Raw genomic sequence first — 22,143 nt, 5'->3', positions numbered from 1 at the left:
GCGCCATCCGGTTCCAGGTGAACCACGCGGGCGTCCGCGCGCTCCGGCACCGCGGCCCTGCCCGCCCACGCGTCCGGTTCGGCGGCCGCGCCGTGGGCAGGGGCCGGGTATGACCTTCGAGCATCCTGCGCAAAAGGGCGACGGGAGGCGGCGCGGCCGCTTCGAGAGGCTGGCCGAGCTGGCCTCCAATTTCACGAGTTCCGCCGTCTTCTCGCTGGTGTGCGTGGCGCTGGTGGCGGGCTTCGTCGTCGTCCACCTGCTCCATCTGCCCACGAGCTGGCAGCACCTCGCGGGCGATGCGATGGCCGCGGTCTCCCTGCTGCTCCTGGCCCTGCTGAAGAACTCCGAGCGCCGGGCCGAGCACGCGATCCAGCAGAAGCTGGACGCCATCGCCGAGGCGCTGCTGGCACAGCGGCAGGGCGAGTGGAGCCGGGCCGACCACCAGCTCAAGGAAGCCATCGGCATCGAGGATCGCCAGTAGCGCCCGCCGACGGTTGCGGCCCGCCGTTCGTCGCCCCCGTGCGTCCGTGCAGCCCCCTGCGGGGCCGCTTTCGAGTGACCCGCCCGCTCGGTTTCGGGCGTGGCACGGCCGGGGTACCGGACCATCTCAGGCGGCCGGTCATGACCCGGTCACGCACTGCCATCAGGCCGGGCGCCACGGTGTCGCGGCTCCGGGCCGACGCAGGGAGACCACGTGCACGTCCTGCTCGTCGCGAGCGCCTTCAACAGTCTCACCCAGCGGGTCCACGCCGAGCTGCGCGACCGCGGCCACAGCGTGGCGGTGGAGCTCGCCCTGCCGCGCGTGTCCCTGGCCGCGGCGGTGCACCGCCACCGTCCGGACCTCGTCGTCGCGCCCATGCTGAGGTCGGCCGTGCCGGAGGAGGTCTGGGCGGCCCACACCTGCCTGATCGTCCACCCGGGACCGGTCGGCGACCGCGGCCCGTCCTCGCTCGACCGCGCCGTCCAGGACGGGGCGCGCCGCTGGGGCGTGACCGTCCTGCGGGCGAACGCCGAGATGGACGGCGGCGACGTCTGGGCGAGCGTGGAGTGCGCCCTGCCGCCGGTCGGCAAGAGCGACCTGTACCGCGGGGAGATCGCCGATGCGGCCCTGGAGGCCGTCCTGCTCGCCGTGGACCGCTTCGCCTCCGGCACGTACGTCCCCCAGCCGCAGGCACCGGGCCCGCTGCGGCCCGTGCTGCGCCAGGACGCCCGCCGGATCGACTGGGAAGCGGACGGCACCGAGCGCGTCCTGCGCGTGCTGCGCGCCGCCGATTCCCAGCCGGGCGTGCGGGACGAACTCCTCGGCTCCGTGTGGTTCCTGCACGGCGGCCATCCCGTCCACCCGCACGAAGGCCTCGCCGGCCGCCCCGGCGAGCTGCTGGCCACCCGGGCGGGGGCGGTCTGCCGGGCCACGGCCGACGGAGCCGTGTGGATCCCGGAGCTCCGGGCCCCCCGTACGCCGGGCGGGCCGTACACCCCGCGGCTGCCCGCGACGCTCGCGCTCGGCGACCGGCTGCCCCCGCTGCCCGAAGTGCCCGCCCCGCTGCTCGCGGACCCGTCGCCGGCCGGCCGGGGCCGCCGTACCTGGTCCGACATCGGCTACCGCGAGGAGGGCCGGGCCGGCTTCCTGTCGTTCGCCTTCCCCGGCGGGGCGATGAGCACCGCTCAGTGCCGCCGGCTGCTGGCGGCCTACCGGGCCGCGTGCAGCCGTCCGACCTCGGTGCTCGTGCTGGGCGGCGGCCGGGACTTCTTCTCCAACGGCATCCATCTGGGCGTCATCGAGGCCGCCGGCGATCCGGCGGAGGAGTCCTGGGCCAACATCAACGCCATCGACGACCTGGTCGAGGCCGTCCTGACGACCACCGACCGGCTCGTCGTCGCCGCCCTCGGGGGCAACGCCGCCGCCGGCGGGGCGATGCTGGCCCTGGCCGCCGACGAGGTCTGGTGCCGCACCGGCGCCGTCCTGAACCCGCACTACCGGCTGATGGGCCTGTACGGATCGGAGTACTGGACGTACACGCTGCCGCGCCGGGTCGGCACCGGCGTCGCGGAGCGGCTCACCGCCGAGGCCCTGCCGCTGAGCGCCGAGGCGGCCCAGCGGCTCGGGCTGGTCGACCGTACGGTCGGCTGCGCCCCCGGGGACTTCGCGGGCGAGACGGCGCGGCTCGCCGCGCACCTCGCCTCGCTGCCCGCCGTCGCGTCCAGGATCGCGGCGAAGAAGACGCGGCGCGAACGCGACGAGGCGGACCGGCCCCTGGCGGCGTACCGCGCGGCGGAGCTCGAGCAGATGCGTCGGACCTTCCTCGACCCCGAGGCCCCGTACCACGCCCTGCGCCGGGCCTTCGTGCGCAAGGAGCCCCCGGCCGGCACGCCCCCGCACCTCGCGCGCGCCGTGCCGGGCCGCCACACTCCGCCGCTGCCGTCCCGGCCCCGGTCCGTCACTGGACCGGGCGTACAGAACGGGGCACCCGGGGCGCCGTCCTGTTAGCAAGAAAGGTGAGGCCGGGAACGGCGGGGCCGAGACCGACGCCCCCGCCGTACCGTCCCCCGATTCCCTTCCCAAGGAGGCATCCTCATGGGTGCAGCAACGCAGGACCCGGTAGAGGACCCCACGATCCACATCCTCTGGATCAACGCGGGGCTGAGCTGCGACGGCGACTCGGTGTCCCTGACGGCAGCGATGCAGCCGAGCATCGAGGAGATCGTCACCGGGACCCTGCCCGGACTGCCCAAGATCGCCGTGCACTGGCCGCTGATCGACTTCGAATGCGGACCGGTCGGCGGCGCGGACACCTTCATCGAGTGGTTCTTCAAGGGCGAGCGGGGCGAGATCGATCCGTTCGTGCTGGTCGTCGAGGGGTCGATCCCCAACGAGAAGATCAAGCCCGAGGGCTACTGGTGCGGCTTCGGCGACGATCCCGAGACCGGGCAGCCCATCACCACCAGCGAGTGGATCGACCGGCTGGCGCCCAAGGCCCTCGCCGTCGTGGCCATCGGCACTTGTGCCACGTACGGCGGCATCCACGCGATGGAGGGCAACCCGACCGGGGCCATGGGCGTGCCCGACTACCTGGGCTGGGACTGGACCTCGCACGCCGGCATCCCGATCGTGTGCGTCCCCGGATGCCCGATCCAGCCGGACAACTTCTCGGAGACGCTGACCTACCTGCTCTACCAGGCGGCGGGCTCGGCCCCGATGATCCCGCTGGACGACAAGCTGCGCCCCACCTGGCTGTTCGGCGCCACCGTCCACGAGGGCTGCGACCGCGCGGGCTACTACGAGCAGGGGCAGTTCGCGAAGACCTACGACTCCCCGACGTGCCTGGTCAAGATCGGGTGCTGGGGTCCCGTGGTCAAGTGCAACGTCCCCAAGCGCGGCTGGATGAACGGCATCGGCGGCTGCCCCAACGTCGGCGGCATCTGCATCGCCTGCACCATGCCCGGCTTCCCGGACAAGTTCATGCCGTTCATGGACGAGCCCCCCGGCGCGAAGGTCTCGAGCAGGGCCAGCGGCGTGTACGGGGCCGTCGTCCGCAGGCTCCGGACGATGACGGCGCACACGGTCGACCAGGAACCGAAGTGGCGCAGCACCGGCCGCGAACTGACCACCGGCTACCGCCCGCCCTGGTGACCGGCCCCTCCCCCAGCTCATCAACTCCCCTCCGAAGAAGGGTCACGGCAGACACGATGGCACCGAAGACGACGGCGGCCGGCGACGGCAGCGGCCTGGTCGAGATGGCTTGGGATCCGATCACCCGGATCGTGGGCAGCCTCGGCATCCACACGAAGATCGACTTCAAGCAGAAGCGGGTCGCGGAGTGCTACAGCACCTCGTCGGTCTTCCGCGGCTACAGCGTCTTCATGCGCGGCAAGGACCCCCGCGACGCGCACTTCATCACCAGCCGCATCTGCGGGATCTGCGGCGACAACCACGCCACGTGCTCCGTCTACGCGCAGAACATGGCCTACGGGGTGAAGCCGCCCCACCTCGCCGAGTGGATCATCAACCTGGGCGAGTCCGCGGAGTACATGTTCGACCACAACATCTTCCAGGAGAACCTGGTCGGGGTGGACTACTGCGAGAAGATGGTCCGCGAGACCAACCCCGGGGTCCTGGAGCTGGCCGAGCGCACCGAGGCCCCGCACGCCGCCGAGCACGGCTACCGCACGATCGCCGACATCATGCGCTCGCTCAATCCCATCGAGGGCGAGTTCTACCGCGAGGCGCTCCAGGTCAGCCGCTACACGCGCGAGATGTTCTGCCTGATGGAGGGGCGCCACGTGCACCCCTCCACGCTCTATCCGGGCGGCGTGGGCACCATCGCCTCCGTCCAGCTCTTCACGGACTACATGAGCCGCCTGATGCGGTACTGCGAATTCATGAAGCGCGTCGTCCCGCTCCACGACGACCTGTTCGACTTCTTCTACGAGGCCCTGCCCGGGTACGAGGAAGTCGGCCGGCGGCGCGTGCTCCTCGGCTGCTGGGGCGCCCTCAACGACCCGGAGCACTGCGACTTCACGTACGCCAACATGACCGACTGGGGACGGAAGATGTTCGTCACCCCGGGCGTGGTCGTGGACGGCAAGCTGGTCACCAACGACCTCACCGAGATCAACCTCGGCATCCGCATCCTGCTGGGCAGCTCGTACTACGACGACTGGGAGGGGCAGGAGCAGTTCGTCACGCACGATCCGCTCGGCAACCCCGTGGACCCGCGCCACCCGTGGAACCAGCACACCATCCCGGCCCCGCAGAAACGGAACTTCGACGACAAGTACAGCTGGGTGATGTCGCCGCGGTGGTTCGACGGCAAGGACCACCTGGCCCTCGACACCGGCGGCGGCCCCATCGCCCGCCTGTGGTCCACCGCCCTGTCCGGGCTGGTCCACACCGACTACGTGCAGGCCACCGGGCACAGCGTCGTCATCACCCTGCCGCGCACGATGACCAAGCCCGAGACCCGCTTCGAGTGGAAGATCCCGAAGTGGAGCAACGCCCTGGAGCGCAACCGCGCCCGCACGTACTTCCAGGCGTACGCCGCCGCCATCGCCCTGCACTGCGCCGAGAAGGGGCTCGCGGAGGTCCGCGCCGGACGCACCCAGACCTGGGAGAAGTTCGAGGTGCCGGACGAGTCCATCGGCGTCGGCTTCACCGAGGCCGTACGCGGTGTCCTCTCCCACCACATGGTGATCCGCGACGGCAAGATCGCCAACTACCACCCGTACCCGCCGACTCCGTGGAACGCCAGCACCCGCGACACCTTCGGCACCCCCGGCCCGTACGAGGACGCGGTGCAGAACACCCCCATTTTCGAGGAGAACTCCCCGGAGAACTTCAAGGGCATCGACATCATGCGCGCCGTGCGCAGCTTCGACCCCTGTCTGCCGTGCGGTGTGCACATGTACGTCGGCGGCGGCAAGACCGTGAAGACCATGCACGTGCCCACCGGGCTGAGCGGACTGGGCGGATGAGCGCCGTCGGCACGGCGGCCGGCGCCGCCGCGGACGCACAGCGGGCGGGTCGGCAGGTCGAGGCGGTGCTCGACAGGATCGCCTCGACCGGCGACCGCGCGGCGTGCGCGGCCGCCGAGGAACTCGTGCGCGTGCTCATGGACTTCTACGGCGCGGGGCTCGCCCGCATCGTCGGGCACCTGGGCGCCGCCCCCGGCGGCCGCCCGGAGCGCGGACCGCTGTCCGCGCTGCTGGACGACGAGCTGGTGTCGAGCCTGCTGACACTGCACGCGCTGCACCCCGAGGACGTCCACACCCGGATCGGCCGCGCGCTGGGCAGCCTGCAGGAGCCCGTGGAACTGGTCGGCTTCGACGAGGAGAGCGGCGTCCTGCGGGTGCGCCCGCAGGCGGCGAGCGGCTGCGGGTGCTCCGGCTCGGGCACCGGCGGAGCGGGCCGGGCCGTCGAGGACGCCCTGGCCTGCTTCGCGCCCGAGGTCACCTCGGTGCAGCTGGAGCCGGCCGCTGCCCCGCCGGCTCCGCTCCTCCAGATCGGGACCCGGCCGCACACCCCGGCGCGGGTGTCGTGACCGCAGCGCTGACGCCGCCGGGCGGCGCGCCCGGGCCGCGCGGGCTGCGGCGGTTCACCGGCCCGCGCCCGCCCCGGCCGGAGACCTGCGAACTGTGCGGGGTGGCGGTGGCCCCGGACGGCCACCGCCACCTGGTGGAGACCGAGCAGCGGACCCTGGTGTGCGCGTGCACCGCCTGCGCCCTGCTGTTCGACCGGCCGGGCGCGGCGACCGGGCGGTTCCGCACCGTCCCGGACCGCTACCTCGCCGACCCCGGCCACCCGCTCGGCGACGACGCCTGGGACGTCCTGCGGATCCCCGTGGGCGTGGCGTTCTTCTTCCGCAACGCGGCGCTCGGCCGGCTGGTCGCGCTCTACCCGAGCCCCGCCGGGGCCACCGAGAGCGAGCTCGACCCGCAGACCTGGGAGGCCGTACTCGGCACGGGGCGGCTGTCCGCCCTGCTCGAACCGGACGTGGAGGCACTGCTCTTGCACCGCGCGCACGGCCGCACCACCTGTCACCTGGTGCCGATCGACATCTGCTACGAGCTGGTCGGGCGGATGCGGATGCTCTGGCAGGGCTTCGACGGCGGCGCGCAGGCGCAGGCCGCACTGCGGTCGTTCTTCGAACGGGTCGAACGGCGCGCCCAGGTCCTGACGGAGGCACCGCTGTCATGACGGAGTTCACGTTCACCTGCACCGGCGTGCGCGCCGACCCGTATGCCGCCGGACCGACCCTGGTCTTCCGGCTGCGCATCACGGCGGCCGGGGACACCCGGGTGCACGCGCTCGCCCTGCGCTGCCAGATCCGCATCGAACCGGCCCGGCGCGGCTACGGACCCGCCGAGACCGAGGGGCTGTCCGACCTGTTCGGGGAGCCCGCCCGCTGGGGCAGCACCCTCAAGCCCGTGCAGTTCGCCCAGGTCTCGCTGATGGTGCCCGGCTTCACCGGGGAGACCGAGGCCGAGCTCGTCGTACCGTGCACGTACGACACGGACATCGCGGCCACCCGGTACTTCAGCACGCTGGAGGACGGCGAGGCGCCGCTGCTGATGCTGTTCTCGGGCACCGCCTTCACGGGAGCCGGCGGCTTCCACGTCGAGCCGGTGCCGTGGGACCGCGAGACGCTCTACCGGATGCCGGTGGCGGTGTGGCGCGAGATGGTCGAGCAGCACTTCCCCGGCTGCGGCTGGCTGCGGCTGCCGCGCGACACCATGGCCGACCTGCTCGCGTTCCGCTCCCGGCACGCGCTGGCCTCGTGGGAGGCGACCGTACGCGTCCTGCTCGACGCGGCGGCGGCCGCGGAGCCCCCGTCGCCGGGGCCGTTCCGGGCGGCCTCCCTGCGACCGCGCGCCACCGAGAGGGCAGCTCCATGACCGCCACGCCGACCACGTCCGCCACGCCGGCCGCGCCTGCGGCGCCGGCCGCGACCGCCGGTACGGCATCCCGCTTCGACACCGCCCGGCAGGTCGCCGACGCGGTCCTCTTCGAGGGCTACGTGCTGTACCCGTACCGGGCATCGGCCGCCAAGAACCGGCTGCGCTGGCAGTTCGGCGTGCTCGTGCCCCCGGCCTGGGGTCCCGCGCACGACGAGCACTCCAGCCAGCAGACCGAGATCCTGATGGAGCCCAAGGGCGAGGCGACGCTCACCGTCGAGGTGCGCTTCCTGCGGGCGCAGCGCCGCACGGTCGGGCAGGCGCAGCCGGACGGCACCTTCACCGAGGTCGCCGAACTGCACCTGGCCGACCGGGTGCTCGTCCCCTGGGACGAGGGCGCCGAGGAGCGCATCGAGCTGACGGCGGGCCTGGCCGAGCTGACCGGAGAGGGCGTCGTGCTGCCGTTCCGGCGTCCGGCCGGCGAGGAGACCGAACCCGTCCTGGACGCCGACGGCCGCTGCGTGGGCCGGCTGGTGCGGCGCACCGAGGAGGTCGAGGGCGCCGTACGCCTGCGCGCGACCGGACTCGACGGCGCCTACCGGGTGTTCAGGCTCTCGGCCGTCGTCGAGAACACCAGCCCGTGGGCGCCGGACCCCGGCGCCGGCCCGCACGGCGCCGACCGCGAGGCGGCGCTCCCCCGGTCGCTGGTCGCGGCGCACGTCCTGCTCGGGCTCAGCGCGGGGTCCTTCCTGTCGATGACGGACCCGCCCGAGTGGGCCAGGGCAGCCGTCGCCGAGTGCTCCAACCGGCACACCTGGCCCGTCCTGGCCGGCGAACCGGGCCGCGCCGACGTGGTGCTGTCCTCGCCGATCATCCTGGAGGACCACCCGGCCATCGCACCCGAGAGCGCCGGGGCGATGTACGACGCGACCGAGATCGACGAGATCCTCGCCCTGCGGACGGCGGCGCTGACCGACCGGGAGAAGCGCGAGGCCCGCGGGACGGACGCCCGCGCGGCCGCCGTCATCGACCTGGCCGACTCGATGCCGCCCGAGGTCCTCGAACGGCTGCACGGCGCGGTACGGGCGCTGCGGGAGATCACCGACGGGCCGACCGCGTCCGCCGTGGCCGCAACCTCCGCCGTGGCCGCCGGACTCCGGGACGAGGACGAGGTGTTCCGGCCGGAGACCCCCTGGTGGGACCCGGCGCGGGCGGACACCGCGGACCCGGCACGCGACCGGATCACCGTCGACGGCGTCCCGGTGGGCGTGGGCAGCCGCGTGCTGCTGCGCCCCGGCCTGCGGCGCACCGACGCCCAGGATCTGTTCGTCCAGGGGTGCGCCGCCCGGGTCGAGGCGGTGCTGCACGACGTCGACGGGGGGGTGCACCTCGCGGTCACCGTGGAGGGCGACCCCGGTGCGGACATCCGGCGGGAGCAGGGAAGGTTCCTGTACTTCCAGCCCGACGAGGTCACCCCGCTGGAGGACGCGTGAGCAGCCGGACCCTGGTCGCAGGCATCGGCAACGTCTTCCTGAGCGACGACGGCTTCGGCGTGGAGGCCGTACGGGCCCTGGCCGCGCACCCGCTGCCCGCGGGCGCGGAGGCAGTGGACTTCGGCGTACGCGGCGTCCACCTCGCGTACCAGCTGCTCGACGGGTACGACACGCTGATCCTGATCGACGCCACCGCGCGCGGCGGCGCCCCGGGCACGCTGTACCTGATCGAGGCCGGGGAGCCTGCAACGCCCCCGGGGACCGCGGGAGCCGGGAATCCCGTGGAAGCAGGGGAAGCAGGGGAGGCCGCCGTGCTCGACGGCCACCACATGTCGCCCGACGCCGTGCTGGCCCTGCTCGGGACGCTGTGCGCCGGGACCGGATCCGTCCCGCCCCGGCGCATCCTCGTCGTCGGCTGCGAGCCCGCCTGCCTCGACGAGGGCATCGGGCTCAGCGAGCCGGTGGCCGCCGCCGTGGCCCCGGCCGTCGGCACGGTCCTGGACCTGCTCCGAACCGCCGACCCCGATACCACCGAGAGCGCCGACCGCGCCGAGGACACGAAGGACGCCGAGGCCGGGGCACCGCACCGCCGTGAACTGAGGAGAATCCCATGAAGAAGGCCGTCATCGGCGGAGCGGCCGCGGCCGCCGCCCTCGCCGCCGTGCTCAAGCAGGTCCTGCCCGACCTCCGGCGGTACTTCCGGATGCGGAGGATGTGACGCGACGGCAGCCGCGACGGCCGGAGCCCGGACGACCGAATGGCGTACGGGCGTACCGGCCGTCGGCGCGCCCGGCCGTGGCGGGCCGTGCCCCGCGGGTCTAATGAGCCCCGGCAGGACGGAGTCCGATGCACGAGATGTCGATCGCCATGGCCGTCGTGGGCCAGGTCGAGGAAGCTGCGCAGGCCGGCGGCGCGTCCGCCGTCACCGCCGTCCGCCTCCAGGTCGGCGAGCTGGCCGGCGTGGTACCCGACGCCCTGGCGTTCTGTTTCGAACTGGCCTGCGCCGGAACGCTCCTGGAGGGCGCACGGCTGACGACGGAGTCCGTCACGGCACGGGCCCGCTGCAGCTCCTGTACCCGCGAGTGGGCCGTCGGCATGCCGCCCGACCTGTGCTGCCCCGGCTGCGGGAAGGCGACGGAGGTCGAACTCGTCTCGGGCCGCGAGCTGCGCATCGTCAGCGCGGAGTGGGCGGACGCACCCGCCCCCGCCCCCGCACCACGCACCCGCTACCCGATCCCCGAGGAGGCCTGAAGCATGTGCCGAGTGGTCGATCTTCAGCAGGCGGTGCTCGCCAGGAACGACGCGGCGGCGCACGCCCTGCGCACCGGACTGGCGGCCCGGGGCATCACGGTCGTCAACCTGCTCTCCAGCCCCGGCAGCGGCAAGACGGCCCTGCTGGAACACGAGTTGCTCCTCGCGCGGCAGCGCGGCCTGCCGGTCGCCGCGCTGACCGCCGACCTCGCCACCGAGAACGACGCGGTACGGCTGGCGCGTTCGGGAGCGCCGGTCAAGCAGGTGCTGACCGACGGGCTGTGCCACCTGGAGGCGCACATGCTCGGCCGGCACCTGGACGGGTGGCTGCCCGAGGACACGCGGCTGCTCTTCGTGGAGAACGTCGGCAATCTCGTCTGCCCGGCCTCCTACGACCTCGGTGAATCGCTGCGGGTGGTCCTCGCCTCGGTCACCGAGGGCGAGGACAAGCCGCTCAAGTACCCGACCGCCTTCGGGCTGGCGCAGCTGGTGGTGGTGACGAAGACGGACATCGCCCAGGCCGTCGAGTTCGACGAGGCGGCCTTCCGTGCGCACGTCCAGCAGGTCAACCCGGGCGTGGAGGTGGTGCTGACCTCGTCCCGTACGGGCGAGGGGGCCGGGCTGCTGCTCGACCGGGCGCTGGCGGCCGGATCGGGCGCCGCGGTGCACGTACCGGTCATGGCACGGCAGCTCGGGGACACGGCCGGCCATCACCACCACGGCGACCATCACGACCACGGCGACCACGGCCACGGTGACGGTGACGGTCTCGGCCCGCACCTCCACCCGCACCCGGCCCCGGCGCAGACCCGCTGATGGAGGCCGTGCAGCGCCGCCGCGTGACCGTCACGGGTGTGGTGCAGGGCGTGGGTTTCCGGCCGTACGTGTACACCCGTGCGACGGGCCTCGGCCTCGCCGGGCACGTGACGAACACCCCGGACGGGGTGGTCGCGGAGGTCGAGGGCGCGCCGGCCGCCGTGTCGGAGTTCTGCGACCGGCTCGCGGCCGAGGCTCCGCCGCTGGCCGTGGTCGATGCCGTGGACCACTGTGAGCTCCCCGTCGCGGGCGGCGCCGGATTCGCCATCGTCGCCTCCCGCACCGGCGGTCCCGCCCGCACGCTGGTCTCCCCCGACATGGCCACGTGCGCCGACTGCCTGGCAGAGCTGGCCGATCCGGCCGACCGGCGCCACCGGCACCCGTTCATCACGTGCACGCACTGCGGGCCGCGCTTCACCATCGTCACCGGACTGCCGTACGACCGTGCGCACACCACCATGGCCCGCTTCCCGATGTGTCCCGACTGCGCCCGCGAGTACGCCGACCCCGCGGACCGGCGCTTCCACGCCCAGCCGGTCGCCTGTCCGGCCTGCGGGCCCCGGCTGAAGCTGCTCGCCGGGCAGCCGGCCCGCGAGCTGCCCGCGGCGGACCCGGTCGCCGAGGCCCGGCGGCTGCTGGCGTCGGGGGCGATCCTCGCGGTCAAGGGGCTCGGCGGCTACCACCTCGCCTGCGACGCCGCCCACTCCGGTGCCGTCGCGGAGCTGCGACGCCGCAAGGGCCGGGGGGACAAGCCGTTCGCCCTGATGGCCCGCGACCTCGCCGGGGCCGAAGCGCTCGTGCACGTCGGCCCCGAGGAGCGCGCGCTGCTGACCGGCGGCGTCCGGCCGATCGTGCTGCTGCGCCGCCGCGCCGGTGCACAGGCCGGTGCGGGCCCCGGGAGGCCCTCCGAGGAGGTCGCCCCGCGCTGTCCCGACCTCGGCGTGATGCTCCCGTACACGCCCGTGCACCACCTGCTGCTCGGCCTGCCCGGCGATCCGCCCGGTCCCCGGCTGCTGGTGATGACCAGCGGGAACCTCGCGGGGGAACCGATCGTCACCGACGACGAGGAGGCCCTGCACCGGCTGGGCGGGATCGCCGACGCCTGGCTCACCCACGACCGTCCGATCCACGTGCCCTGCGACGACTCCGTGGTGCGGGTCTGCGACGGCGAGCTGCTGACCCTGCGCCGGTCCCGGGGGTACGCCCCCCTGCCGGTCACCGTGCCGGTGGCGGTCCCGGCGACCCTGGCCGTGGGCGGGGACCTCAAGAACGCGTTCTGCGTCGGCGAGGGGCGGCGGGCCTGGCTGTCCGCGCACGTCGGCGACATGGACGACCTCGCCACGCAGGACGCCTTCGCCCGCGCCGAGCGGCAGCTGGAGTCCATCACCGGCGTCTCCCCCCGGCTGCTCGCCGCCGACCGCCACCCCGGCTACCGCTCCGGCGGCTGGGCCCGGCGCGCCGCCGCCGGCCGACCGCTGGTGCCCGTCCAGCACCACCACGCGCACATCGCCTCCGCGATGGCCGAACACGGCCTGGACGGCGGCCGTCCCGTGATCGGCGTGGCCTTCGACGGGACCGGCTACGGGGACGACGGCGCGGTCTGGGGCGGGGAGGTCCTCCTCGCCGACTACGCCGGCTACCTGCGCTTCGCCCACCTCTCCTACGTCCCGCTGCCGGGCGGTGACGCCGCCGTCCGGCGGCCGTACCGGATGGCCCTGGCGCACCTGCGCGCCGCGGGCATCCCGTGGACCCCGGACCTGCCGTGCGCCGCCGCCTGCCCGCCGGAGGAACTACGGGTACTGGAGCGCCAGTTGGAGCGGGACCTGAACTGCTCCCCCACATCCAGCATGGGACGCCTCTTCGACGCGGTGTCCTCTCTCGCCGGGGTGTGCCACCACTCCGGGTACGAGGCGCAGGCCGCCATCGAGCTGGAGGGCGCCGCCTTCGCCGCCCACCGGATGCGCGGCGGCGCGGCGGGCACGGGTCCCGGCCCGGGGTACGCCTTCGGACTGCGGCTGCCGCCCGCGGGGTCCGGGGGGCCGGTCGTCGCCGACCCGGCGCCCGTGCTGGCCGCAGTCGTGGACGACGTGCGCGCGGGCGTGACCGGGCCGCTCGTCGCGGCCCGCTTCCACGCCGGTGTCGCCGCGCTCGTCGGCAGTCTCTGCGCGCTCGCGCGCGAACGGCACGGCACGGACACCGTCGCGCTGACCGGCGGCGTCTTCGCCAACACCCTCCTCTCCTCGGCCTGTGCCCGGGAGCTGCGCGCGGAGGGCTTCACCGTCCTGCGGCACCGCCGGGTCCCGCCGAACGACGGCGGGCTGGCACTCGGCCAGCTCATGGTGGCGGCGGCCGCCGACGTCACGGACCGCCCGACACCCCCGACACCCCCGACACCCCGACAGCAAGGAGAAGCCCATGTGCCTGGCGGTCCCCGGCAGAGTGCTTGACATCGGGGAGAAGGACGGCACCCGCATGGCCACCGTCGACTTCGGCGGCGTGCAGAAGGAAGTGTGCCTGGAGTACCTCCCGGACCTCCAGGTCGGCGAGTACGCCATCGTCCACGTGGGGTTCGCCCTCCAGCGGCTGGACGAGGAGTCGGCCCGGCAGACCCTCGAGCTGTTCGCGCAGCTCGGCATGCTCCAGGAGGAGTTCGGCGACCCGTGGGAGCTGGCCGCCCAAGCCGGCGGTACGCCGTGGCCGTTCGGCGAGGACGCCGCGGAGGGCGGCACGCAAGGCATCGCGGAAGGCATCGCGCAGGGCGCCGCGCCGCAGGAGGAGGTACAGAAGTGAAGTACATCGAGGAGTTCCAGGACCCCGCACTGGCACGCCGGCTGCTCGACGACATCCACGCCACCGTGACCCGCCCCTGGGCCCTGATGGAGGTGTGCGGCGGCCAGACGCACACCATCATCCGGCACGGGATCGACCAGCTCCTGCCGGAGCAGGTCGAGTTGATCCACGGTCCGGGCTGCCCGGTGTGCGTCACCCCGCTGGAGGTCATCGACAAGGCCCTGGAGATCGCCTCCCGGCCCGAGGTGATCTTCTGCTCCTTCGGGGACATGCTCCGCGTGCCCGGCACCGGCCGCGACCTGTTCCAGGTCCGGAGCGAGGGCGGGGACGTACGGGTCGTGTACTCGCCGCTCGACGCCCTCACGATCGCGCGCCAGAACCCGCAGCGCGAGGTGGTGTTCTTCGGCATCGGCTTCGAGACCACCGCCCCGCCCAATGCCATGACGGTCCATCAGGCAAAGCGGCTGGGCATCCGCAACTTCAGCCTGCTGGTGTCCCACGTGCGGGTGCCCCCTGCCATCGAGGCGATCATGCAGTCGCCCAGCTGCCGGGTGCAGGCCTTCCTCGCCGCGGGGCACGTGTGCAGCGTCATGGGCGTGGGCGAATACCCGGAGCTCGCGGAGCGCCACCGGGTCCCGATCGTCGTGACGGGCTTCGAACCGCTGGACATCCTGGAGGGCGTACGGCGGGCCGTGCACCAGTTGGAGCGCGGCGAGCACACGGTCGACAACGCGTACGCGCGCGCCGTCCGCCCGGAGGGGAACCCGGCCGCGCTGGCCATGCTCGAGGACGTCTTCGAGGTCACCGACCGGTCCTGGCGGGGCATCGGCGTCATCCCGGGCAGCGGCTGGCGGCTCTCCCCCCGCTACCGGGAGTTCGACGCCGAGCACCGGTTCTCGGTGACCGGCATCGACACCCGCGAGCCGGCCGAGTGCCGCAGCGGCGAAGTCCTCCAGGGACTGCTCAAGCCCCACGAGTGCGAGGCGTTCGGCACCCTGTGCACGCCGCGCACCCCGCTCGGCGCCACGATGGTCTCCAGCGAGGGTGCCTGCGCCGCGTACTACCTCTACCGGCGGCTGGACCTCACGGCCGCCGCCACCTCCCCGACCTCCCCGACCGCACCGACCGCACCGCTGGAGGCGAGCCCCGTTGCCTGAGACCGCACAGCCCGACACCGTGCAGCCCGACACCGTGCAGACCGGCACGGTGCAGACCGGCACACCACCCGGCACCGCGCTGCCCGGTGCGGTGCTCGACGTCGCCGGCTGGACCTGCCCGGCCCCGCTGCGCGACCGTCCGCGGATCGTCATGGGACACGGCGGCGGCGGCGCGCTCTCTGCCGAACTGGTCGAGCACCTCTTCGCCCCGGCCTTCGGCGGCGCGGTCCTCGCCCAGCTCGGCGACTCCGCGGCGGTTTCCCTGGGCGGTGCCCGGCTGGCCTTCTCCACCGATTCGTACGTCGTACGGCCGTTGTTCTTCCCCGGCGGCAGCATCGGCGACCTCGCGGTCAACGGCACGGTGAACGACCTGGCCATGAGCGGTGCCCAAGCCGCCTACCTGTCCTGCGGGTTCATCCTGGAGGAGGGGGTGGAGATCTCCGTGGTGGCGCGGGTGGCGGAGGCCATGGGAGCCGCCGCCCGGGCCGCGGGCGTGGAGGTGGCGACCGGGGACACCAAGGTCGTCGAGGCGGGCCACGGGGACGGGATCTACCTCAACACCGCGGGAATCGGGCTCATCCCCGAGGGCGTGGACCTGCGCCCGCAGCGCGTCGTACCCGGCGACGTCGTGATCGTCAGCGGCGAGATCGGCCTCCACGGCGTGGCGATCATGAGCGTCCGCGAGGGCCTGGAGTTCGGCGTGGACGTCGAGAGCGACTGCGCGGCCCTCGGCGGCCTCGTGCAGAGCATGCTCGCCGTCACCCCCGACCTGCACGTCCTGCGCGACCCCACCCGGGGCGGGCTGGCGGCCTCGCTCAACGAGATCGCGGCCGCCTCCGGCACCGGCGTCGTCATCCAGGAGAGCCGCGTCCCGGTCCCGGCGGCGGTCGCCAACGCCTGCTCGATCCTCGGTCTCGACCCGCTCTACGTGGCCAACGAGGGCAAGCTCGTCGCGTTCGTGCCGCGCGAGCACGCCGACGCCGTCCTCGACGCGATGCGCGCGCATCCGCTGGGGCGCCGTGCCGCGGTGATCGGCGAGGCCGTGGCGGCCCACCCGGGCATGGTCGTGGCGCGGACCGGGCTCGGCGGCACGCGGGTGGTCGACCTGCCGATCGGCGAGCAGCTACCGCGCATCTGCTGACGCCGGGGCGGCCCCGGCACGCTCCACGCGGTCCACGTGGCCGGTGTGATGGAGCTCGTGGATGTGGTGGGTGTGATCGGTGTGGACCGTGGCCGCGGTCAGCCGGGGAACCGCGCGGGCCAGGGCGCGTTCGGCCGCGACGGCCAGCCCGTGCGCCTCGACGACGGTCAGGTGCGGGTCCACGACGATGTCGGCCTCGGCGCGCAGGCTGTGGCCGATCCACCGCATACGCAGCTGCCCGACGCCGCGTACGCCCTCCACGGCGAGCAGGGCCGTCTCGGCGGCCTCGACGAGCCGGGGGTCGACCGCATCCATCAGCCGCCGGCCGACCTCGCGGGCCGCGTCCTTGAGGACCAGCAGGATCGCCGCGGTGATCAACAGGCCGACGACGGGGTCGGCCTGGCGCCACCCGAGCACGGACCCGCCGGCGCCGAGCAGCACGGCGAGCGAGGTGAAGCCGTCGGTACGGGCGTGCAGGCCGTCGGCGACCAGGGCGGCCGAACCGATCTTCCGGCCGGTGCGGATGCGGTGGCCGGCCACCCACTCGTTGCCGAGGAACCCGGCTGCCGCGGCCGCCGCCACGGCCCCGACGTGCGTGACGTCGCGCGGGTGCAGCAGGCGGTCGACGGCTTCGTACCCGGCGAAGGCTGCCGATGCGGCGACGGTCAGCACGATCACCACGCCCGCCAGGTCCTCGGCGCGGCCGTATCCGTAGGTGTAGCGGCGGTCGGCGGCGCGGCGCCCGAGGAGGAAGGCGATCCCGAGCGGCACGGCGGTCAGGGCGTCGGCGGCGTTGTGGACCGTGTCGCCCAGCAGCGCCACCGACCCGGACATGGCGACGATCACCGCCTGGACGGCCGTGGTCGCCGCGAGGACGAGGAAGGACAGCCACAGCGTGCGCATGCCCTCGCGCGAAGTCTCCATCGCGGCATCGACCTTGTCCCGCGCCTCGTGGCCGTGCGGGGTGAGCACGTGGGCCAGCCGGTGTCCCAGCCGTCGCCACGGGCCGCGGCCGGGCTGATCGCGGCCGTGCACGTGGTGGTCGTGGTGGGCGTGCTCGTGGTGGCGGTCGTGGTCGTCGTGGTGTCCATGGCCGTGCGCGGGGGTGTGGTTGCCTGCCATGCGCCCCACCATGGCAGGCGAACCCGATTGCAGCCATCACCGTCGTACGGCCGCTGACCAGGTGCGATGACCTCGCAATTGCACCGGTGCGAGGAAACTCGCGGGCGGTGGGACGGCCGTCGGGTGCAGGATGCCCCGGTGGACCACGTGCTGTGCGGGCTCGCCGCCAATGCCGCCCTCCCCCGGAGCTGGTGGACCGTCTGATAGCCCTCGCGGACGAGGACATCGGCGCGGCCTCGCCCGTCGCCCGGACCTCAGCCGCCCGCAGGCGTGCGCGCCGGCCGAGCGCGTCACGGCGAGTGCGGTGGCGGCGGCGCACACGGGACGGCTGACCGCTGCGGACGTGGACCCGTCGGCCCTGCCGGAGTTGGCGGCGTCTCCGGATGCGAACCTGCGGATGCTGGTCGCCCGCCGTCGCGACCTGCCCGCCGGTGTCCGCGACGCACTGGCCCTCGATCCCGACGCCAGGGTGCTCACGGCCGTCGCCGCGCACCCCGGTCTCTCGGAGACCCTGCTGCTCGCTGCCCCCGGAGGTCATCACCGCACTGCTGTCCGACGACGACCGGCGCGTCGTGGAGGCCGCGGCCGCCAACCCGTCCCTGCCCGCCGCCGTGATGGCCCGGCTGCTGCCCGGGCCGGGCCGAGGCGCTGTCCGCGCGCGGTGGAAAAGCAGTACCGGTGAGCGCGGGGCGGTCCTAACGTACGGTCTGCCCTTGCCGTTTGCGCCCTGCGCTCCCCCGTGGACGGGTGCCGGGCAGCGGTCTTCCGGAAGGATCCCCCGAATGGCCTTGCCCCCCGCCGCGCCGGCCCCACGCCTGTGGAACCGGAATTTCACCCTCTATTTCACGTCGCGCACCATGTCGGTGCTGGGCGACACGATGGTCCCGGTGGCGCTGGCGGTCGCCATGCTCGCGCTCGGGTACGGGGTGAGCGGGGTCGGGTTCGCGCTCGGCGCCTGGATGGGGGCGTTCGCGCTCTTCGTCGTCTTCGGCGGGGTGTTCGCGGACCGCTTCCACCCCCGGCCGCAGATGATCGGCGCCGACCTGGTCCGGTGCGCGCTCCAGGGCTCCCTCGCCGCGTACCTGTGGCTCGGGCATCCGGCGCTGTGGTTCATCATCGGCGGGTCGGTGCTCGGCGGCATCGCGACCGCGATGTACCAGCCGGGGGTCTCCGGCCTGGTGCCGCAGGTCGCCGCCGACGCGGGGCAGGCCAACGCCGTGGTACGGGTGAGCCAGGGCGTCGCCTCGATGGCCGGGCCCGCGATCGCCGGGACGCTCGTCGCCACCACGTCGTCGGCGACCGTGTTCGTGGTCGACGCGGCCACCTTCGCGGTCAGCGCCGGCTGCCTGACGGCGCTGCGGCTGCCGCGGTTCGAGCCGGACCGCACGGCCTCCACGCTGGCGAACCTCCGCACCGGCTGGCACGAGTTCCGGTCCCGGTCCTGGCTGTGGGGCGTCATCCTGATCTGGTGGGTGCTGGGCGTCTTCGTCTGGGGCCCGCTCACGCCGCTGGGCGCGGTGTCCGTCATCGCCGAGCACGGCAAGGCGGCGTTCGGCTATGCGGAGAGCGCCTTCGGGGCCGGATGCGTGCTCGGCGGCCTGGCGGCGATCCGGATCCGCCTCTCGCGCCCGCTGCTGGCGGGCGGGGCGGCGATGTTCCTCTTCCCGCTGATGCCGCTGGCGGCGGCTCTGGTTCCGGCGCTGCCGCTGCTCCTGCTGGGGTACGCGCTGAGCGGGGTCGGGTGGGCGTACTGGGGCGTCCAGTGGGCCACGACCGTACAGACCCAGGTCCCCGAGGACCGGCTCAACCGCGTGACGGCGTACGAGATCGCCGGGTCGATCCTCGCCCTGCCGTTCGGCCAGGCGCTGGCGGGCCCCGCGAGCAGCGTCTTCGGCGTCCACGAACTGCTGCTGGCCGGGTCCGTGATCAGCGTGGGCTGTGCGCTCGCGCTCGTCACCGTCCCGCCGGTCCGCCGCCTGCGGCGCGTCCCGGCGCCGCCGCCGTCGTACGGGGACCCCGCCCCGCGGCAGGGCGACGGCGCGACGCACGAGCCGAGCCCCGCGGCGGGGCGGTGACGGCAGGGGGTGTCAGCGGGCCTCGCTCAGTTCGAGGAGGTGCCCGTCGGGGTCGCGGAAGAAGCAGCGGACCTCGAAGCCGTGGTCCACGGGCTCGGTCAGGAACCGGGCGCCTCGGGCGCTCAGCGCCGCGTGGGCGGCCCGGCAGTCGGGCACCCGGAACGTCATGGCGTGGCCGACCCGGTCGGCGTCCGCGGGCGCGGCGAAGGTCACCGTGGGCTTGTCCTCGGTCGGTCCGCCGCCGGTGACCAGCAGCAGCCAGGTGCCGCACAGCCGCAGGACCACGCTCGTGCCGCCGTACTCGCGGACGAGTTCGGCGCCGACGACGTCGCAGTAGAACGCGCGGGACCGGGCGGTGTCCGCGACGACCAGGATGTGGGTCAGTTCGGTCCCCGCGGGGAATTCCTGCGCGGTCACGGGCGGCTCCGGTGGGTGCGGGGCTCGCGGCGGGCCCGGCCGGCGGGTGCGTACGGCCGCGGCGGCGGTCGCGGTCGCGGTGACCGTACGGGGGTGACGCTACGGCGCGGACGGTCCGGCCGGTCCGCGACCCGCGCGGACCGGACCGGCCGCCTCACCCGTGCGGACCGTCACGCGTCGGTGCGGGCCCGGTCGAGGATGGCCCCGGTGTCGACGCCCGTGGGGAGGGTGCCGAAGGCGTGGCCGTGTTCGCCGCCGAGGCGGGAGGCGCAGAAGGCGTCCGCGACCGCCGCCGGCGCATGGCGCTGGAGCAACGAGCCCTGCAGGACGAGGGCCATGGTCTCGGTCAGCTGACGGGCCCGGTACTCGGCCCCGGCCGGGTCCGCCAGCTGCTTGCCGAGCAGCGCGACGGCCGCGTCGAGGTGCCGGTTGGCGCCCGCCGCCTGCCCGGCCTCCGCGAAGAAGGCCTCGACGGTCTCGGGCTGGCGGGCCATCGCCCGCAGGGAGTCCAGCGCGGCCACGTTCCCGGATCCCTCCCAGATGGAGGACAGCGGGGCCTCCCGGTACAGGCGGGGCATGCCGGACTCCTCGATGTAGCCGTTGCCGCCCAGGCATTCGAGGGCTTCCGCGGCGTGCGCGGGGACGCGCTTGCAGACCCAGTACTTGGTCACGGCCAGCCCGAGCCGGCGCAGCAGGGCCTCGTCGGAGTTGCCTGCGGCGACCCGGTCGGTGGCGCCCGCGAGCCGCAGGGCGACGGCGGTCGCGGCCTCGGACTCCAGCGCGAGGTCGGCGAGCACGTTGCGCATCAGCGGCTGGTCGACGAGGGCCTTGCCGAACGCCCGCCGGTGGGTGGCGTGGTGGACGGCGCGGACCGTGCCGAGGCGCATGCCGGAGGCCGCGCCGAGGACGCAGTCGAGACGGGTCATGTTGACCATCTCGATGATGGTCGCCACGCCGCGGCCCTCCTCCCCGACCAGCCAGCCGAAGGCCTCGTCGTACTCGATCTCGGCGGAGGCGTTGGAGTGGTTGCCGAGCTTGTCCTTGAGCCGCTGGAGGTGCAGGCGGTTGCGCGTGCCGTCGGGCAGGACGCGGGGCAGCAGGAAGCAGGACAGTCCGCCCGGTGCTTGAGCGAGGGTGAGGAAGAGGTCCGACATGGGGGCGGAGGTGAACCACTTGTGCCCCGTGAGGCGGTACGTGCCGTCGGCTGCCGGGACGGCGGTGGTGGTGTTGGCCCGGACGTCCGAGCCGCCCTGCTTCTCGGTCATCGACATGCCGGCGATCAGGCCCCGCTTGGTCTCGGGCTGCCGGAGCCCGAAGTCGTACACGGAGGCCGCCAGCAACGGTTCGAACCGCTCGGCCAGCTCCGGTGTCGTGCGCAGCGCGGGGACGGCGGCGTACGTCATGGAGACGGGACAGGAGTGTCCCGCCTCGACCTGGCCCCAGACGACGAACTTCGCGGCGCGGGCGACGTGCGCGCCCGCCCGGTCGTCGCGCCAGGGGGCGGCGTGCAGGCCGTTGCCGACGGCGGTGCGCATCAGTTCGTGCCAGTAGGGGTGGAACTCCACCTCGTCGATCCGGTGGCCGTAGCGGTCGTGGGTGCGCAGGACGGGCGGGTTCTCGTTGGCGAGGCGGCCCCATTCGGCGGCCTGTTCGGATCCGGCCAGGACGCCGAGCCGGTGGATCTCGGGCGCGGCCCAGGCGGCGCCCTCGCGGGCGACGGCCTCCATCAGTGCCGGGTCGGCGGCGGCGTCGTACCCGTGGTGCGGCGGGACCTGGTTGGTGACCTCATGCGTCTGGGGCATCGTGTCCTCCGAGAGCTCTCAGGGTGAAGGCGATCAGACCGGGGATGACGTCGGCGGGTTCCGCGTCGCCGTCGGCGAGCGGGCCGACGAGCGCCTCCGCTATCGCTCCGACGAGGGCCGCCGCGGTCAGTTCGGGCGGCTGCGGCGGGAGTTCGCCGGTGGCGACTCCGGCGGCGATCTGCCGGGCGTACACGTCGCGGAAGGCCCGGCGGAAGACGAGCCGTTCGGTGTCGACGGCCGGGTCGGCGGGCTCCGCGAGGAGGGCGAAGGCGCGGCGGGGCGCCTGGAGCGCCCGGGTGGCGAAGACCTCGACGGCGGCGGCGACGCGCTGTGCGGCCGTACCGGGGCGCTGCGCCGCGGCGTCCACGGCCTCGACCTCCCGCGCCACCAGGGTCCGGAAGAGCGCGGCCGCGAGCTCGGACTTGCCGGCGAAGGACTGGTACACGGTGCCGGTGGAGATCCCGGCCTCCGCGGCGATGGCCGCGACCGAGCAGCCGGCGTACCCCTCGCGGGAGAGGAGGCGGACGGCGGCTTCGAGGACCAGGCCGCGGCGTGCGTCGAGCCGGGCTTGGACGGCGGGGGGACGGCGGTAGGGCATGGGAAGGATTGAAGCACTGATTCAGTGCTTCATGCCAGGGGGCGGGTGGTGCCGGACCGACACAGGGCGGCCCGTCCTTTGTGGTTGCG

The 22,143-nt window shown here is 74.1% G+C and carries 21 protein-coding genes; 17 read left to right on the top strand and 4 right to left on the bottom strand.

The window, feature by feature from the left end; translation table 11 throughout:
- The first annotated feature begins 109 nt into the window (after positions 1-109).
- The 16 genes from ACZ7H1_RS05070 (at position 110) to hypE (ending at position 16,040) form a co-directional block, all read left to right on the top strand.
- Positions 110-481: a low affinity iron permease family protein gene (locus tag ACZ7H1_RS05070; RefSeq protein WP_470783832.1), complete on the top strand. Its 372-nt coding sequence runs from the start codon at positions 110-112 to the stop codon at positions 479-481.
- 213 nt (positions 482-694) lie between these two features.
- Positions 695-2,488 (top strand): enoyl-CoA hydratase-related protein, encoded by a 1,794-nt coding sequence (locus ACZ7H1_RS05065; RefSeq protein ID WP_470783831.1) that lies wholly within the window; start codon positions 695-697, stop codon positions 2,486-2,488.
- A gap of 87 nt (positions 2,489-2,575) precedes the next feature.
- Positions 2,576-3,631 carry an NADH-quinone oxidoreductase subunit B family protein gene (locus tag ACZ7H1_RS05060; protein ID WP_470783830.1) on the top strand — a complete coding sequence of 352 codons (1,056 nt, stop codon included), beginning with the start codon at positions 2,576-2,578 and terminating at the stop codon, positions 3,629-3,631.
- A gap of 56 nt (positions 3,632-3,687) precedes the next feature.
- Positions 3,688-5,472 (top strand): nickel-dependent hydrogenase large subunit, encoded by a 1,785-nt coding sequence (locus ACZ7H1_RS05055; protein ID WP_470783829.1) that lies wholly within the window; start codon positions 3,688-3,690, stop codon positions 5,470-5,472.
- A complete protein-coding gene (locus ACZ7H1_RS05050) occupies positions 5,469-6,038 on the top strand; it encodes a hypothetical protein (RefSeq protein ID WP_470783828.1) in 570 nt (189 codons plus the stop codon). The genes ACZ7H1_RS05055 and ACZ7H1_RS05050 overlap by 4 nt, the downstream gene beginning before the upstream one ends.
- Complete coding sequence (locus ACZ7H1_RS05045; RefSeq protein WP_470783827.1) at positions 6,035-6,694, top strand: DUF5947 family protein; 660 nt, start codon at positions 6,035-6,037, stop codon at positions 6,692-6,694. Before ACZ7H1_RS05050 ends, ACZ7H1_RS05045 begins: the two co-directional genes overlap by 4 nt.
- Positions 6,691-7,392: a DUF6084 family protein gene (locus ACZ7H1_RS05040; RefSeq protein WP_470783826.1), complete on the top strand. Its 702-nt coding sequence runs from the start codon at positions 6,691-6,693 to the stop codon at positions 7,390-7,392. The genes ACZ7H1_RS05045 and ACZ7H1_RS05040 overlap by 4 nt, the downstream gene beginning before the upstream one ends.
- Entirely contained in the window at positions 7,389-8,885 is a 1,497-nt protein-coding gene (locus ACZ7H1_RS05035; RefSeq protein WP_470783825.1) for a hypothetical protein, read from the top strand. The genes ACZ7H1_RS05040 and ACZ7H1_RS05035 overlap by 4 nt, the downstream gene beginning before the upstream one ends.
- Positions 8,882-9,499 carry a hydrogenase maturation protease gene (locus tag ACZ7H1_RS05030; protein WP_470783823.1) on the top strand — a complete coding sequence of 206 codons (618 nt, stop codon included), beginning with the start codon at positions 8,882-8,884 and terminating at the stop codon, positions 9,497-9,499. Before ACZ7H1_RS05035 ends, ACZ7H1_RS05030 begins: the two co-directional genes overlap by 4 nt.
- On the top strand, positions 9,496-9,603 hold the full coding sequence (locus ACZ7H1_RS05025) for a DUF6893 family small protein (RefSeq protein WP_470783822.1): 108 nt from the start codon (positions 9,496-9,498) through the stop codon (positions 9,601-9,603). Before ACZ7H1_RS05030 ends, ACZ7H1_RS05025 begins: the two co-directional genes overlap by 4 nt.
- A 128-nt stretch (positions 9,604-9,731) precedes the next feature.
- Complete coding sequence (hypA, locus tag ACZ7H1_RS05020; protein WP_470783821.1) at positions 9,732-10,136, top strand: hydrogenase maturation nickel metallochaperone HypA; 405 nt, start codon at positions 9,732-9,734, stop codon at positions 10,134-10,136.
- A gap of 3 nt (positions 10,137-10,139) precedes the next feature.
- Positions 10,140-10,952, top strand: a complete 813-nt coding sequence (hypB, locus tag ACZ7H1_RS05015) for a hydrogenase nickel incorporation protein HypB (RefSeq protein WP_470783819.1) — start codon at positions 10,140-10,142, stop codon at positions 10,950-10,952.
- Entirely contained in the window at positions 10,952-13,399 is a 2,448-nt protein-coding gene (gene hypF / locus ACZ7H1_RS05010) for a carbamoyltransferase HypF (RefSeq protein WP_470783818.1), read from the top strand. Before hypB ends, hypF begins: the two co-directional genes overlap by 1 nt.
- Positions 13,368-13,742, top strand: coding sequence for a HypC/HybG/HupF family hydrogenase formation chaperone (locus tag ACZ7H1_RS05005; RefSeq protein WP_470783816.1), 375 nt, complete (start codon positions 13,368-13,370; stop codon positions 13,740-13,742). Before hypF ends, ACZ7H1_RS05005 begins: the two co-directional genes overlap by 32 nt.
- Positions 13,739-14,899, top strand: a complete 1,161-nt coding sequence (gene hypD / locus ACZ7H1_RS05000; RefSeq protein WP_470783814.1) for a hydrogenase formation protein HypD — start codon at positions 13,739-13,741, stop codon at positions 14,897-14,899. Before ACZ7H1_RS05005 ends, hypD begins: the two co-directional genes overlap by 4 nt.
- A 49-nt stretch (positions 14,900-14,948) precedes the next feature.
- A complete protein-coding gene (hypE, locus tag ACZ7H1_RS04995; RefSeq protein WP_470784012.1) occupies positions 14,949-16,040 on the top strand; it encodes a hydrogenase expression/formation protein HypE in 1,092 nt (363 codons plus the stop codon).
- Here the strand turns inward: hypE and ACZ7H1_RS04990 are convergent.
- Entirely contained in the window at positions 16,023-17,162 is a 1,140-nt protein-coding gene (locus ACZ7H1_RS04990) for a cation diffusion facilitator family transporter (protein ID WP_470783812.1), read from the bottom strand. The genes hypE and ACZ7H1_RS04990 overlap by 18 nt on opposite strands.
- Before the next feature lie 782 nt (positions 17,163-17,944).
- Here ACZ7H1_RS04990 and ACZ7H1_RS04985 point away from each other — a divergent pair.
- Positions 17,945-19,237, top strand: a complete 1,293-nt coding sequence (locus ACZ7H1_RS04985) for an MFS transporter (protein WP_470783811.1) — start codon at positions 17,945-17,947, stop codon at positions 19,235-19,237.
- A gap of 12 nt (positions 19,238-19,249) precedes the next feature.
- Here ACZ7H1_RS04985 and ACZ7H1_RS04980 read toward each other — a convergent pair whose 3' ends face one another.
- The 3 genes from ACZ7H1_RS04980 to ACZ7H1_RS04970 all read right to left on the bottom strand — a co-directional run bounded on the left by ACZ7H1_RS04980 (position 19,250) and on the right by ACZ7H1_RS04970 (position 22,054).
- A complete protein-coding gene (locus tag ACZ7H1_RS04980) occupies positions 19,250-19,654 on the bottom strand; it encodes a VOC family protein (protein ID WP_470783809.1) in 405 nt (134 codons plus the stop codon).
- A gap of 170 nt (positions 19,655-19,824) precedes the next feature.
- Complete coding sequence (locus ACZ7H1_RS04975; RefSeq protein WP_470783808.1) at positions 19,825-21,456, bottom strand: isovaleryl-CoA dehydrogenase; 1,632 nt, start codon at positions 21,454-21,456, stop codon at positions 19,825-19,827.
- Positions 21,440-22,054, bottom strand: coding sequence for a TetR/AcrR family transcriptional regulator (locus ACZ7H1_RS04970; protein WP_470783807.1), 615 nt, complete (start codon positions 22,052-22,054; stop codon positions 21,440-21,442). The genes ACZ7H1_RS04975 and ACZ7H1_RS04970 overlap by 17 nt, the downstream gene beginning before the upstream one ends.
- Positions 22,055-22,143: the final 89 nt, after the last annotated feature.

It is taken from the genome of Streptomyces sp. NPDC037401 (assembly GCF_055602345.1).
The sequence above is the reverse complement of the archived record's forward strand: the minus strand, read 5'-3'. Positions and strand labels throughout refer to the sequence as shown.